This is a genomic window from Stenotrophomonas sp. YJH_SMC_46 (assembly GCF_059370315.1).
Window position 1 is genome coordinate 62900 of record NZ_JCAFTO010000007.1, and the last position, 14528, is coordinate 77427.

The 14528-nt window shown below is 67.4% G+C and carries 14 protein-coding genes; 7 read left to right on the top strand and 7 right to left on the bottom strand.

What is annotated here, in order from left to right:
* Window positions 1-34 precede the first annotated feature (34 nt).
* The 3 genes from acnD to prpB form a co-directional block, all read right to left on the bottom strand.
* Window positions 35-2653 carry a Fe/S-dependent 2-methylisocitrate dehydratase AcnD gene (acnD, locus tag AC5P8C_RS19245; RefSeq protein WP_019660044.1) on the bottom strand — a complete coding sequence of 873 codons (2619 nt, stop codon included), beginning with the start codon at window positions 2651-2653 and terminating at the stop codon, window positions 35-37.
* Between the two features lie 97 nt (window positions 2654-2750).
* Entirely contained in the window at window positions 2751-3908 is a 1158-nt protein-coding gene (prpC, locus tag AC5P8C_RS19250) for a bifunctional 2-methylcitrate synthase/citrate synthase (protein ID WP_005418357.1), read from the bottom strand.
* A gap of 35 nt (window positions 3909-3943) precedes the next feature.
* Window positions 3944-4837 carry a methylisocitrate lyase gene (gene prpB / locus AC5P8C_RS19255; protein WP_032955252.1) on the bottom strand — a complete coding sequence of 298 codons (894 nt, stop codon included), beginning with the start codon at window positions 4835-4837 and terminating at the stop codon, window positions 3944-3946.
* A 154-nt stretch (window positions 4838-4991) separates the two neighbouring features.
* Here prpB and prpR point away from each other — a divergent pair, with 154 nt between their 5' ends.
* Window positions 4992-6575: a propionate catabolism operon regulatory protein PrpR gene (gene prpR, locus AC5P8C_RS19260; protein WP_019660046.1), complete on the top strand. Its 1584-nt coding sequence runs from the start codon at window positions 4992-4994 to the stop codon at window positions 6573-6575.
* 74 nt (window positions 6576-6649) lie between these two features.
* On the opposite strand, the gene AC5P8C_RS19265 is transcribed toward prpR, so the two are convergent.
* From AC5P8C_RS19265 to pdxH, 3 genes are all read right to left on the bottom strand, one after another.
* The gene (locus AC5P8C_RS19265) at window positions 6650-7102 is read right to left on the bottom strand and encodes a DoxX family protein (protein WP_495219252.1); all 453 of its coding nucleotides are present in this window, start codon (window positions 7100-7102) and stop codon (window positions 6650-6652) included.
* Window positions 7103-7263: 161 nt separating this feature from the next.
* Window positions 7264-7623, bottom strand: a complete 360-nt coding sequence (locus AC5P8C_RS19270) for a YqfO family protein (protein WP_197597550.1) — start codon at window positions 7621-7623, stop codon at window positions 7264-7266.
* Between the two features lie 9 nt (window positions 7624-7632).
* Window positions 7633-8232 (bottom strand): pyridoxamine 5'-phosphate oxidase, encoded by a 600-nt coding sequence (gene pdxH, locus AC5P8C_RS19275; protein ID WP_233653860.1) that lies wholly within the window; start codon window positions 8230-8232, stop codon window positions 7633-7635.
* Window positions 8233-8272: 40 nt separating this feature from the next.
* On the opposite strand from pdxH, the gene AC5P8C_RS19280 reads away from it, so the two are divergent.
* Window positions 8273-9100, top strand: a complete 828-nt coding sequence (locus AC5P8C_RS19280; protein ID WP_019660050.1) for a D-glycerate 3-kinase — start codon at window positions 8273-8275, stop codon at window positions 9098-9100.
* 6 nt (window positions 9101-9106) lie between these two features.
* On the opposite strand, the gene AC5P8C_RS19285 is transcribed toward AC5P8C_RS19280, so the two are convergent.
* Window positions 9107-9310 (bottom strand): dodecin family protein, encoded by a 204-nt coding sequence (locus tag AC5P8C_RS19285; RefSeq protein ID WP_005410663.1) that lies wholly within the window; start codon window positions 9308-9310, stop codon window positions 9107-9109.
* Window positions 9311-9408: 98 nt separating this feature from the next.
* On the opposite strand from AC5P8C_RS19285, the gene AC5P8C_RS19290 reads away from it, so the two are divergent.
* The 5 genes from AC5P8C_RS19290 (at window position 9409) to mdtD (ending at window position 14095) form a co-directional block, all read left to right on the top strand.
* Complete coding sequence (locus AC5P8C_RS19290) at window positions 9409-9951, top strand: shikimate kinase (RefSeq protein WP_019660051.1); 543 nt, start codon at window positions 9409-9411, stop codon at window positions 9949-9951.
* On the top strand, window positions 9948-11060 hold the full coding sequence (gene aroB, locus AC5P8C_RS19295) for a 3-dehydroquinate synthase (RefSeq protein ID WP_019660052.1): 1113 nt from the start codon (window positions 9948-9950) through the stop codon (window positions 11058-11060). Before AC5P8C_RS19290 ends, aroB begins: the two co-directional genes overlap by 4 nt.
* 184 nt (window positions 11061-11244) lie before the next feature.
* A complete protein-coding gene (locus tag AC5P8C_RS19300; protein ID WP_019660053.1) occupies window positions 11245-11484 on the top strand; it encodes a WGR domain-containing protein in 240 nt (79 codons plus the stop codon).
* 26 nt (window positions 11485-11510) lie between these two features.
* Window positions 11511-12593: a uroporphyrinogen decarboxylase gene (gene hemE / locus AC5P8C_RS19305; RefSeq protein WP_019660054.1), complete on the top strand. Its 1083-nt coding sequence runs from the start codon at window positions 11511-11513 to the stop codon at window positions 12591-12593.
* A 92-nt stretch (window positions 12594-12685) separates the two neighbouring features.
* The gene (gene mdtD, locus AC5P8C_RS19310; protein ID WP_026347030.1) at window positions 12686-14095 is read left to right on the top strand and encodes a multidrug transporter subunit MdtD; all 1410 of its coding nucleotides are present in this window, start codon (window positions 12686-12688) and stop codon (window positions 14093-14095) included.
* Window positions 14096-14528 lie beyond the last annotated feature (433 nt).

Below are 14528 nucleotides of genomic sequence, written 5' to 3' on the forward strand. Positions count from 1 at the left end.
AGAAAGACGGCCCGTTGCCGGGCCGTCGGATGTCTTACGCCACCTTGGCGCCTTCCAGGAAATCCTGGGCAAAGCGCTGCAGCACGCCACCCGCCTCGTAGATCGCCACTTCCTCGTCGCTGTCCAGGCGGCAGGTCACTGGCACGATCACGTCCTGGCCGTCGCGGCGGTGGATGACCAGCGTCAGGTCGGCGCGCGGGGTGCGCTCGCCGATCACGTCGAAGGTCTCGGTGCCGTCGATGCCCAGGGTCAGGCGGGTGGTGCCCGGCTTGAACTCCAGCGGCAGCACACCCATGCCGATCAGGTTGGTGCGGTGGATGCGTTCAAAGCCTTCGGCCACGATCGCTTCCACACCTGCCAGACGCACGCCCTTGGCGGCCCAGTCACGCGAGCTGCCCTGGCCGTAGTCGGCACCGGCGATGATGATCAGCGGCTGCTTGCGCTCCATGTAGGTCTCGATCGCTTCCCACATGCGCATCACCTTGCCTTCCGGCTCCACGCGCGCCAGCGAACCCTGCTTCACGCTGCCATCGTCGTTGCGCACCATTTCGTTGAACAGCTTCGGGTTGGCGAAGGTGGCGCGCTGTGCGGTCAGGTGGTCACCGCGGTGGGTAGCGTAGGAATTGAAGTCCTCTTCCGGCAGGCCCATCTTCGCCAGGTATTCGCCGGCGGCACTGGACGCCAGGATCGCGTTGGACGGTGACAGGTGATCGGTGGTGATGTTGTCCGGCAGCACCGCCAGCGCCCGCATGCCTGCCAGTGTGCGCTCACCGGCCAGTGCACCCTCCCAGTAGGGCGGGCGGCGGATGTAGGTGCTCTGCGGGCGCCAGTCGTACAGCGGGCTGACTGCGGCACCGTTCTCCACGCGCACGTTGAACATCGGGTTGTAGACCTTGCGGAACTGCTCGGGCTTCACCGAGGCCTTCACCACCGCGTCGATCTCGGCATCGCTCGGCCAGATATCCTTCAGGCGCACCTCGTTGCCATCGGCGTCCACGCCCAGCACGTCCTTCTCGATATCAAAGCGAACGGTGCCGGCGATGGCATAGGCGATCACCAGCGGCGGCGAGGCCAGGAAGGCCTGCTTGGCGTACGGGTGGATGCGGCCATCGAAATTGCGGTTGCCCGACAGCACGGCCGTGGCGTACAGGTCACGGTCGATGATTTCCTGCTGGATCTTCGGGTCCAGCGCACCGCTCATGCCGTTGCAGGTCGTGCAGGCGAAGGCGACGATGCCGAAACCGAGCTGCTCCAGGTCAGGCAGCAGGCCGGACTCTTCCAGGTACAGCTGCACCGCCTTCGAGCCGGGCGCCAACGAGGACTTCACCCACGGCTTGCGCAGCAGGCCACGTTCGTTGGCCTTGCGCGCCAACAGTGCTGCGGCGATCACGTTGCGCGGGTTGGAGGTGTTGGTGCAGCTGGTGATGGCGGCGATGATCACCGCGCCATCGGGCATCAGGCCCTGCGCCTGCTCGGCCTTGCCCGCTGCCAGCTTGGCCTCGTCGGCGATGCCGCGCTCGGCCAGCTCGGCGGTCGCCACGCGCTTGTGCGGGTTGGACGGGCCGGCCATGTTGCGCACTACGCTGGACAGGTCGAAGCGCAGCACGCGCTCGTACTGCGCGGTGGCCAGGTCGTCAGCCCACAGGCCAGTGGTGCGGGCGTAGTTCTCCACCAGCGCCACCTGCGATTCCTCGCGGCCGGTCAGGCGCAGGTAATCGATGGTCTGCCCGTCGATGTAGAACATCGCGGCGGTCGCGCCGTATTCGGGGCACATGTTGGAGATGGTGGCGCGGTCACCGATGGTCAGTGCCGCCGCCCCCTCGCCGAAGAATTCAAGGTACGCGCCGACCACGCGCTCCCTGCGCAGGAATTCGGTCAGCGCCAGCACCACGTCGGTGGCGGTGATGCCCGGCTGCGGCCTGCCGGTCAGCTCGACGCCGATGATGTCCGGCAGCCGCATCCACGAGGCACGACCGAGCATCACGTTCTCCGCTTCCAGGCCGCCCACACCAATGGCGATCACACCCAGCGCATCCACGTGCGGGGTGTGGCTGTCGGTGCCCACGCAGGTGTCGGGGAAGGCCACGCCGTCCTGCACGTAGATCACCGGCGACATCTTCTCCAGGTTGATCTGGTGCATGATGCCGTTGCCCGGCGGAATCACGTCCACGTTCTGGAACGCCTGCTTGGTCCAGTCGATGAAGTGGAAACGGTCTTCGTTGCGGCGATCCTCGATGGCGCGGTTCTTCTCGAAGGCCTGCGGATCGTAGCCACCGCATTCCACCGCCAGCGAGTGATCGACGATCAACTGCACCGGCACCACCGGATTGACCTTGGCCGGGTCACCGCCCTTGTCGGCAATCGCATCACGCAGGCCGGCCAGGTCCACCAGAGCAGTCTGGCCGAGGATGTCGTGGCACACCACGCGTGCCGGGAACCACGGGAAGTCGAGGTCGCGACGGCGCTCGATCAGCTGCTTCAGCGAATCGCCGAGCGTGGCCGGATCGCAGCGGCGCACCAGGTTCTCGGCCAGCACGCGCGAGGTGTACGGCAGAGTGGCATAGGCGCCGGGCTGGATCGCATCGACGGCGGCGCGCGCGTCGAAATAGTCCAGCGCGCTGCCGGGGAGGTTCTTGCGGTAATCGGTATTCATGGGCTGGCGGAATGCTTGGGGCGGGCCGGGTGCCGGCGGTGCGGCGGCGAAAGCATCCGGCCGGCACGCGGCCGGCCGGATGAGTACAGCAGGTGGATCAGACGCGCTTGTCGATGGCGACGAAGTCGCGGTCTTCCGGACCGATGTAATTGGCGCTCGGGCGGATGATCTTGCCGTCGATGCGCTGCTCGATGATGTGCGCGCTCCAGCCGGCGGTGCGGGCGATCACGAACAACGGAGTGAACATCGCGGTCGGCACGCCCATCATGTGGTAGCTGACCGCACTGAACCAGTCCAGGTTCGGGAACATCTTCTTGATGTCCCACATCACCGATTCCAGGCGCTCGGCGATGTCGTACATCTTCATGCTCGACTGCTCTTCGGACAGCTCGCGGGCCACGTCCTTGATCACCTTGTTGCGCGGATCGGACACGGTATAGACCGGGTGGCCGAAGCCGATCACCACTTCCTTGCGCTCGACGCGGGCCTTGATGTCTTCCTCGGCCTCATCCGGATTGTCGTAGCGCTTCTGCACTTCGAACGCCACTTCATTGGCGCCGCCGTGCTTCGGGCCACGCAGTGCGCCGATGCCACCGCAGATCGCGCTGTACATGTCGCTGCCGGTGCCGGCGATGACACGACAGGTGAAGGTCGAGGCGTTGAACTCGTGTTCTGCGTACAGGATCAGCGAGGTGTGCATCGCCTTCACCCACGAGTCCTGCGGCTTCTCGCCGTGCAGCAGGTGCAGGAAGTGGCCACCGATCGAGTCATCGTCGGTCTCCACGTCGATGGCACGGCCGTTGTGGCTCCAGTGGTACCAGTACAGCAGCATCGAGCCGAGGCAGGCCATCAGCTTGTCGGCAATGTCGCGCGCGCCCGGGTGGTTGTGGTCGTCCTTCTCCGGCGCCACGCAGCCGAGCACGGAGACACCAGTGCGCATCACGTCCATCGGGTGTGCCGACGGCGGCAGTTCTTCCAGCGCGGCCTTCACCGCCGCCGGGATGCCACGCAGCGACTTCAGCTTGGCCTTGTAAGAAACCAGCTCGGCGCGGGTCGGCAGCTTGCCGTGCACCAGCAGGTAGGCGATCTCCTCGAATTCGCTGGTGTTGGCCAGGTCCAGGATGTCATAGCCACGGTAGTGCAGGTCGTTGCCGCTGCGGCCCACGCTGCACAGCGCGGTGTTGCCGGCAGCGGTGCCGGACAGGGCGACGGACTTCTTCGGCTTGAAGGTGGGGGTTGCGGTCGTATCGTTCATGTTTCCCTCCGAAACTTGATGGTGCAGGGTACTGCTTATTTCTTGGCGGCGAACAGCGCATCGAGCTGCTGCTCGAAGGCGTGATAGCCGATGCGGTCGTACAGCTCTTCGCGGGTCTGCATGGTCTCCACCACGTTGCGCTGATGGCCATCGCGGCGCACCGCCTGGTACACGTTCTCGGCCGCCTTGTTGGCCGCGCGGAACGCCGACAGCGGGAACAGCTGGATGGCGACGTCGGCCGAGGCCAGTTCATCGCGGCTGAACAGCGGGGTGGCACCGAATTCGGTGATGTTGGCCAGCACCGGCACCTTCACCGCGTCCACGAAGCGGCGATAGGTGTCCAGATCGTAGGCGGCCTCGGCGAAGATGCCGTCGGCACCGGCCTCGACGCAGGCGATGGCGCGTTCGATCGCCTTGTCCACGCCGTCCACCTGGATGGCATCGGTACGCGCGATCAGGAAGAAGTCCGGGTCGGTCTTGGCATCGGCAGCGGCCTTCACACGGTCCACCATTTCGCCCTGCGAGACGATTTCCTTGCCCGGACGGTGACCGCAGCGCTTGGCGCCAACCTGGTCTTCGATGTGGCAGGCGGCCGCGCCTGCCTTGATCAGCGACTTCACGGTGCGCGCGATGTTGAACGCGCTCGGGCCGAAGCCGGTGTCGATGTCGACCATCAACGGCAGGTCGCAGACATCGGTGATGCGGCGCACGTCCACCAGCACGTCTTCCAGGGTGTTGATGCCCAGGTCCGGCAGGCCCAGCGAGCCGGCGGCAACACCGCCACCAGACAGGTAGATGGCGCGGAAGCCGGCGCGCTTGGCCAGCAGGGCGTGGTTGGCGTTGATCGCGCCGATCACCTGCAACGGCGATTCGGCAGCCAGCGCCTCACGGAAGCGGGCACCGGCGGAGAAAGGGGCGGAAGCGGTCATGCGGCGATCCAGGTTGAAGTACGGGACAGAGGGCGCAAGCCCCGTGCCAAGCTGCAAGCCGTTGATTTCACAGACATGACCACCCCGCAACAGTGAAACATATGAAACATTGAAACGGATGTATCATGAAACATTCCGACCAATTGCTGCCGTCATGTACCTGCCCCGCACCCCGCTGCGCCACGCCGATGCCGACCCCGGCCGTCCGGTGATCTGGACCGTCAGCGTTTCGCGCCTGACCGGCCTGCTCGGCGACGTCATCCCCGAGTTCGACCGCCGTGCGCGCATCGAGCAGATCAACCTCGGCTTCGAGGAAGCCGTGGACGTGATCGGCAAACGCCTGCGCCGTGAGCATTGCGACGTAGTGATCGCCGGCGGCTCCAATGCCGCCTGGCTACGCGGGCGGCTGGAGCTGCCACTGGTGCCGATCCAGGCCAACGGCTTCGACCTGATGGAAGCGCTGGCCCGTGCCCGCCGCATAGCCAGCCGCATCGGCCTGGTCACCCACGCCAGCGACGTGCCGGTGTTCAGCAACTTCCAGCAGAGTTTCGGCCTGGATATCGAGCATCGCCGCTTCGTCACCCGCGAGGACGCGCGCGACTGCATCGCCGACCTGCGCGCCAATGGCATCGAGGTGATCGTCGGTACCGGCATGGCCATCGACCACGCCGAACAGGCCGGCCTGCCTGGGGTACTGCTCTATTCGGCCGACTCGGTGCGGCAGGCGTTCGAACATGCACTGGAGCTGACCCAGGCCTTGGCCCGCTCCGGTGGCAACCACGCCGCCCCGCGCCGACGCCCTGCAGCGCGTGCAGACGCGCCTGAACTGCTCGGCGACAGCGAAGCCATGGCACAGGTGCGCGCGCAGATCGCGCTGTATGCCCCACATGACAGCACCGTGCTGGTCAGCGGCGAAACCGGCACCGGCAAGGAACTGGTCGCGCGCCAACTGCACGCCGCCAGCGGCCGTCGCGGGCGCTTCGTGGCGCTGAACTGCGGCGCCATCAGCGAATCGCTGCTGGAAGCGGAGCTGTTCGGCTACAGCGATGGCGCCTTCACCGGCGCACGTCGTGGCGGCCGCGTTGGCCTGGTCGAGGCCGCAGACGGCGGCACGCTGTTCCTGGATGAAATTGGTGAACTACCCCTGCCGCTGCAGACCCGCCTGCTGCGCGTGCTGGAAGAACGCGAGGTGCTGCGTGTCGGTGCCACCGAACCGACGCCGGTCGATCTGCGCGTGGTGGCCGCCACCCTGCAGTCGCTGGAGCAGCGTGCGGCGACCGGTAGTTTCCGTCGCGACCTCTACTACCGCCTGGCCGCGCTGCGGATTGCCCTGCCCTCGCTGCGGGCGAGGCGTTCGGACATCCCGCTGCTGGCACAGCACTTCTTCCGCCAGCTGCGTGGCATCGACGCGCCATTGGATGAGGATGCACTGGCGGTGCTGAGCGCAGCCCAGTGGCCCGGAAACGTGCGCGAACTGCGCAATCTGGTCGATCGCCTGCGCATCCACTGGCAGCCCGGTGAAGGGCTGATCGATACGGCGCGGCTGCTGCAGCTGGCACCCGAGCTGGTGCATGAAGGTGTCGCGGCGTTGCCGGCCGAAAGCAACGGCAGGCGCCCACCGCGGGCTAAGCTGGAAGCACTGTTGCAGGAACACCGCAATGACCGCGAGGGCATGGCGCAGGCGCTGGGCGTCTCACGCACTACGCTGTGGCGCTGGCTGCGCGCGGAGGACCTGTAAAGCCGCGCCCATGCCCGGCTGATGTTCCCGCGTAAGCAGCCGAGCATGGGCTCGGCTCTACAGGGTGCCTGTCGTCAGCGCGCTTCGATGGCGAATCGTCCACTGCCCACTGCGGCAATCCACAACAGCAGCACGCCCAACGGCACTTCGCTCAGGTAGAAGAACCAGCTCAGCCAATCCAGCACGCCAAGCCCTGCCGGAATGCGCGCGATGCCATCGGTCAGTGCCGCCACCGCACAGATCGCCGCCAGCAGCAGGGCCGAGGGGCGGCTCAAAAGGCCCAGCACCAGCAGGCCACCCGCAATCCACTCGATCGCACCGAGTACCGGCGCACTGAATACCGGCAACGGAATACCCGCATCGACCAGCGTATGCACCATGCGCTCACGTCCCGCCTCGGTGAACACCTTGTTCCAGCCGGACACGCAGAACACCACCCCGGCGACGATGCGCGCGAGCAACAGCAGGAGCGCTTCTACGCCGCGACGCGGGGGAGGTACGGCGAACAGGCAACGCCAGGGAAGCATGGCAACTCCGGAAGTCGAGGACATCCGTTGGAGTGTGCCGGTTGGCTGCCTGCCCGCAGATGAAGCGGATGGGTCTGAATGCGACAATCCGCTCCTATAGAGTCGCGCCATGCTCGACTGCTTTACGCGCCAGAGCAACAGCAGCCGAGCATGGCACGGCTCTACAACAGCCGTGCGTCGGCCAGCAGAAGTTCGATTTCCTCCACCTGCACCACCGGCACCTGCCACGGATGATGCGGCACGATGCCCTGTTCGAAGATGCGCTGCAGCCGCTGCGGATCGCGCGGCAGGCAGAACTCCAGGCGCACGCTGTCGACCACTTCGGTGTGGCCCGCCTCACCCTGCACGGGCGACGCCCCCGCGCGTGGGCGGAACTGCTCGAATCCCGGCGCCGACCACCACATTCCGTGCTCGTAGTCGCCGGCCACGAGCGCATCCACCGCGAGGATGCCCTGCTTCACCGCGTCCAGGGCTGCCGGCGGCACGAACACCACCACGCGGTACTGCGGCAGGCGATGCATCGGGTTGCCTTATGGGTACAGCAGGCGCTTGCTCCAGCGCCCTTCGGAGCCGGCTTCATAGCACCAGCGTTCGTGCAGGCGGAACTGCGCGCCGTACCAGAACTCGATGCGGTCAGGCACCACGCGCAGGCCGCTCCAGCCGTCGGGGCGCGGCACGTCCTTGCCTTCGAAGCGCGCTTCGACCTCGGCCACACGCGCGTCGAACTCCTCGCGCGTTGCCAGCGTCTTCGACTGCTGCGAAGCCCAGGCGCCGATCTGGCTCATGCGCGGGCGGCTGGCGAAATAGGCGTCGGCCTCAGCATCGGCGACCTGCTCGACACGGCCCTCGATGCGTACCTGGATGCCGGCCTCGCGCAGGCTGCGCCACAGGAACAACAGCGCGGCCTGCGGATTGGCCTGCAGCTCACGGCCCTTGTGGCTGTCCAGGTGGGTATAGAAGACGAAGCCGCGCTCGTCGAAGGCCTTCAGCAGCACGGTGCGCGCCGAGGGACGGCCCTGCGTATCGGCGGTGGCCACCGTCATCGCGTTCGGCTCGACCTCGCGGCTCTGCCTGGCCTCTTCGAACAGGGCGGCAAACGTGGACAGGGCTTCTGCGTACAGGTCGCTCATGATTGCGTTCTTCTCACACGGATTGGGCTATTGTGGCTGCATGGCCGCTGCTGCGTATATGCCCCAGGTGAAAGGATTCCCCGAAACATTGGCCGAACAGGTGCTGGATGATGCACTGGGCAACGCTGCAGCGGTTCCAGTATTGGCGATCAGCGGCCTGCAGGGGAGCGGCAAATCGACGCTGGCCGCGCAGGTGGTGGCGCGCGCCCAGTCGCGCGGCCTGAACGCCGCCACGCTGTCCATCGATGATGTCTACCTGACCCGCGCACAGCGGCAGCGGCTGGCCCGCCAGGTGCATCCGCTGCTGATCACGCGCGGCCCGCCGGGCACCCACGACCTGACGCTGGCCCATGCGGTGCTCGACGCGGTAACCGCACGCCAGCCTTTGGCGATGCCCCGCTTCGACAAGCTGGCCGACGAACGCGTGCACGAAGCGCAATGGCCGCGTATCGAGCAGCCCCTCGACCTGCTGGTGTTCGAAGGCTGGTTCCTGGGCACGCCGGCGCAGGATGACGCCGCGCTGGACAGCCCGTTGAACGCACTGGAGCGCGAAGCCGACGCCGACGGCCGCTGGCGTCGCTGGTGCAACCAGGCGCTGGCCCGCGACTACCCCGCGCTCTGGCAGCGCTGCGACCGCCTGTGGTTCCTGCAGCCGCCGGATTTTTCAGTGGTACCACGCTGGCGCTGGCAGCAGGAGCAGAACCTGCAGGCCGCGCAGCCGGGCCGGCACGGCATGAGCCGGCCACAGCTGGAGCGCTTCGTGCAGTACTACGAGCGGGTCAGCCGCCAGGCGCTGCATGCCCTGCCCGCCCTGGCCGACCACGTGGTGGTGCTGGACGGCCAGCGACAGGTGCAGGACGTGCGCTGAGCGCGCCTATTCCACCAGGAAGGTCACCCGCAGGTTGACCCGCCATTCGGTGATTTCGCCGCTGCCATTGGTCACCACCTTGGTCTCGTTCACCCAGGCGCCCTGGATGCCCTTGACCGTCTCGGAGACCTTCTTCAGACCGCTGCGCACGGCGTCCTCCACGCTCTTCGGCGAGGAGGCGGTGATTTCGATGACCTTGGCGACCGTCATGGCCTGTACTCCGGTTGGCGCGGGAAACCCCGCAGGAACGCCTACCCTGACGTGAAGGACGTAAAGGCCGGGGCACGGAGGTGTTAGCATCAGAGGGCATGAATCCTGCTCCGAACCTGATCCTGATCGGCCCGATGGGCGCCGGCAAAACCTGCATCGGCCGCCGCCTGGCCGAGCGCTTCACGCTGGACTTCATCGATGTCGACCAGGCCATCGTCGACGCCGCCGGCGCCAGCATCCCGACCATTTTCGAGCACGCCGGCGAAGCCGGCTTCCGCAGCCATGAGCGGCAGGCCTTGGCCCGCGTGCTCGAAGGCCGAGGCCAACTGGTCTCCACCGGCGGCGGAGCGGTGCTGGATCCGGACAACCGCGCATTGATTGCCCGGCGCGGCTTCGTGGTCTACCTGCGGGTCGGCGTGGCCGCGCAGCTGGAACGCCTGGCCCGCGACAAGGGCCGGCCGCTGCTGCAGCGCCCGGACCGCGAGCAGGTGCTGCATGATCTGGCCGCACAGCGCGACCCGCTGTACCGAGAACTGGCCGACCTCACGCTCGATACCGACCCGTATACCGCTGCCGACGCGACTGCCCAACTGGTAGTCAAGCTGGCCACGCAATGGCAGCGCCAGGACATGACCACATGACTTCCCCCGCCTTGCTGCAGGTCGCCGTTGGCGGCGATCGCCCCTACTCCATCACCATCGGCGCCGGTGCCCTGGCCGATGGCGCTGCACTGGTTTCACACGTGCGCGGCCGCCATGTGCTGCTGCTCAGCGACAGCGAAGTGGCTCCGCGCTATCTGGCGTCGGCCAAGCAGACGCTGTTGGCCGCACGCCCCGACCTGATCGTCGGCGAGCACGTGCTGGCCGCCGGCGAAGCCTCCAAGACGCTGGCCGAATTCGGCCGTGCGATCGAAGCGCTGGCTGCGCTCGGCGCCACCCGCGATGCCTGCGTGTTCGCGCTGGGCGGCGGCGTGGTCGGTGATCTCGCCGGCTTCGCCGCGGCCTGCTGGATGCGGGGCGTGGACTGCGTGCAGCTGCCCACCACCCTGCTGGCGATGGTCGATTCGTCAGTCGGTGGCAAGACCGCGGTCGACATTCCCGCCGGCAAGAACCTGGTCGGCGCCTTCCATCCACCGCGCGCGGTCATCGCCGATACCCGCGTGCTGGCCAGCCTGCCAGCGCGCGAGCTGCGTGCCGGCCTGGCCGAAGTGGTGAAGTACGGCGCGCTGGGCGATGCCGTGTTCTTCGAATGGCTGCAGCAGCATGCCGATGCGCTGCTGGCCGGCGAGGATGCCACGCTGGCCGAAGCCATCGCGCGCAGCTGCCGGCACAAGGCCGCCATCGTCGAGCGCGATCCATTCGAGAAGGGCGAGCGTGCCCTGCTCAACCTCGGCCACACCTTCGGCCATGCCATCGAAACCGAGCAGGGCTACTCCGCGCCCGGCCGCGATGCGCTGAACCATGGCGAGGCGGTGGCGGTGGGCATGGTGCTGGCGGCGAAGCTGTCCACCGACCTGGGCCTGGCCGACGATGCCGACCGCGCGCGCCTGCAGGCACTGCTGGAACGCCTGGGCCTGCCGGTGGCAATCCCGGCCGGACTCGACCCGCAGGCCCTGCTCGGCCGCATGCGCCTGGACAAGAAGAACGTGGCCGGCCGCCTGCGCCTGGTGCTGTGGCGCGGCATGGGGCGTGCCGAAGTGGTGCCGGACGTGGATGAGGCGGCGGTGCTGAAGGTGCTGTCGGGCCGGTAGAGCCGGCCGCTGGCCGGCTTGTCCGCTCATGAGGTTGCCGGCCAGCGGCCGGCTCTGCCGGGATGCGCGGGAGGATTGCCAGCCAGCAGCCGGCACGACCGGGCTGCGCGGCAGGATTGCCGGCCAGCGGCCGGCACGGCCGCGTTGCGGCCGGGGTCACTCTGGCCCCGCTACAATCGTCGGCATGCACGTCTACCTGCAACATCCCGACGCCGGCGCGCAGGCACCGCGCTTCCTGCGCCTGAGCCTGCAGCCGGACCTGTTCGGCGGCTGGGAACTGTTGCGCGAGAGCGGTCGCGTCGGTGGCCGCTCGCAGCTGCGGCGCGAGCTGTTCCTGCAGGCCGACGAAGCCCGCCATGCCTTCGAGAAGGCCCGCGATGCCGAACTGCATCGCGGTTTCCAGATCCTCTCGCACGGCGACTGACGCCGCTGCCAACTTTCGTCCAAGGAATGCCCATCGTGACCAGCCCTCTCCGCAACGATCGCCTGCTGCGCGCCCTGCGCCGCGAACCGGTGGACTGCACCCCTGTCTGGCTGATGCGCCAGGCCGGCCGCTACCTGCCGGAGTACCGCGCGACCCGGGCCAAGGCCGGCAGCTTCCTGGCCATGGCCAAGACCCCGGAGATTGCCTGCGAAGTCACCCTGCAGCCGCTGCGCCGCTTCCCGCTGGATGCGGCCATCCTGTTCTCGGACATCCTCACCATTCCCGATGCGATGGGCCTGGAGCTGTACTTCGTCGAAGGCGAAGGCCCGAAGTTCCGGCACCCGGTGCGTGACGAAGCCGCCATCGCCCGGCTGGCGGTGCCGGACATGGAACAGGACCTGGGCTACGTGATGGATGCGGTACGGCTGATCCGCCGCGAACTGGACGGCCAGGTGCCGCTGATCGGCTTCTCCGGCAGCCCGTGGACACTGGCCTGCTACATGGTGGAAGGCGGTGGCAGCAAGGACTTTGCGCGCATCAAGGCCATGGCACTGAACCACCCGCAGGCCCTGCACCGCCTGCTGGAGGTCACCACCGACGCCGTGATCGCCTACCTTGGCGCGCAGCGCGCGGCCGGTGCGCAGGCGCTGCAGGTGTTCGACACCTGGGGTGGCGTGCTGTCGCCGTCGATGTACCGCGAGTTCTCGCTGCGCTACCTGCAGCGCATCGCCGAAGGCTTGGACCGTGGCCAAGGCAGCGAACGCACGCCGCTGATCCTGTTCGGCAAGGGCACCGGCCTGCACCTGGAAGCACTGTCGCAGACTGGCGCCGACGCGCTGGGCCTGGACTGGACCCTGGACCTGGATGAGGCCATGCGCCGCACCGGCGGCCGCGTCGCCCTGCAGGGCAACCTCGACCCGACCACGCTGTACGCCTCGCCGGATGCGATCGCCGCCGCTGCCGCGCGCGTGCTCGACACTTATGCCGCTGGCAATGGTGGTTCGCGCGAGGGCCATGTGTTCAACCTCGGCCATGGCATGTCGCCGGACATGGACCCGGCGCATGTACAGGTGCTGGTCGACGCAGTGCACGCGCACAGCCAACGCTGAGCATTCCGCATGCAGGTACGGCGCGACCTTGATCGCGCCGTGACCCGCAGTGCGCGATCATGGCGACCCCCACGCTGCACCGGCCGCACCCCATGTCCACATCGCCATCGACCTACAACCGCCAGCGTCCCCTGCTGTGGCTGGTGTCCCTGGCGATCTTCATGCAGATGCTGGACTCGACCATCGTCAACACGGCGTTGCCGGCGATGGCGGCCAGCCTGGGCGAGAGCCCGCTGCAGATGCAGTCGGTGGTGTTCAGCTATGCGCTGGCGGTGGCCACCTTCATTCCCGCCTCGGGCTGGATTGCCGACCGCTATGGCACCCGGCGCACCTTCTTGGTGGCGATCATCCTGTTCACCCTCGGCTCGCTGGCCTGCGCGTTGGCCCAGCACCTGCACCAGCTGGTCGGTGCGCGCGTGCTGCAGGGCATCGGCGGTGCGATGCTGCTGCCGGTCGGCCGGCTGGCAGTGATGCGCTCGGTGCCACGCGAGGATTTCCTGCGCGCGATGAGCTTCATCGCCATCCCCGCGCTGGTTGGCCCGCTGATCGGCCCCACGCTGGGCGGCTGGCTGGTCGAGATCGCCTCATGGCACTGGGTGTTCCTGATCAACCTGCCGATCGGCGTGATCGGTTTCATCGCCGCGATGAAGATCATGCCCGACCACTACGCCAGCCATCGCACCCGCTTCGACCTGCGCGGCTACGTCATGCTGGCCTTCGCGATGGTGGTGCTGTCGCTGGCGCTGGACGGCATCTCCGGACTCGGCACGCCACACGCGCTGGTGATGCTGATGACCGTGGCCGGCCTGGCCGCGCTGGTGGGTTACTGGCTGCACGCCGCCAACTCCACCGCGCCGTTGTTCTCGCTGGCGCTGTTCCGCGTGCCCAGCTACCGCATCGGCATCCTCGGCAACCTGTTCTCGCGCATCGGCAGCAGCGCCATGCCGATGCTGATCCCGTTGCTGTTGCAGGTCGGCCTGGGCCTGGGCCCGATGAACGCCGGCCTGATGATGGTGCCGGTGGCGGCGGCCGGCATGGTGTCGAAGAAGCTGGCGGTAAAGCTGGTCGAGCGCTACGGCTACCGCCGCGTACTGATGGTCAACACCGTGCTGGTGGGCCTGGCGATGGCCAGCTTCATCCTGATGACACCGGGCCAGCACCTGGCCTGGCGCCTGCTGCAGCTGGCGTTCTTCGGTGCGGTCAATTCGCTGCAGTTCACCGTGATGAACACCGTAACCCTGCGCGACCTGGACCGCGAGTTCGCCAGTTCCGGCAACAGCCTGCTGTCGATGGTGATGATGCTCGCCGCCGGTTTCGGTGCTGCGGCGGCCGGCAGCCTGCTGGCCGCGTTCGGCAACCACCTGGACAGCAACAGCGCGACCGCCGCGCTGCATGCCACGTTCCTTTGTGTGGGCGCGATCACCCTGACCTCGACGATGATCTTCTGGCAGCTGCCGGATACCAAGCCGGAGCCACGGCAGGTCGAGCACGTCGCGGAGTGAGGGTGGTTCGGCAGGGCTGCGCCCTGCACCTGCAGAGGCTTCAAGCCAAGGCAACAGCAACGGCAAAAGCAGGCATTCCGTGGTATGGCGGGGCGGTGTCGCAGCGCGGGGACGCCGTGAACCCGTCCATGGGGGCTTGTCAGCCGCATCCATGCGGCTGACACCCCGCACTGCGACACCGCCCCACCTCTGACAGATTTCGCGATTGGGTAGATCCACGCCATGCGTGGATGAACGTCCATTGAAATCGAACATTTCGATATCTGTGAGATTTGAGCCGAGCATGGCTCGGCTCCACACAGGGCGCCGGCAGCTCGCGAGAATCTGTCAAAGGCGGGGTGGGTCCGGTTGCGGGGGCGTGAGCCGCATGGGTCGGGCGCATGCGCCCGACGGGTTGGGCAGGACGCCCAACCCCGGTCTTGCCGTGTGCGCA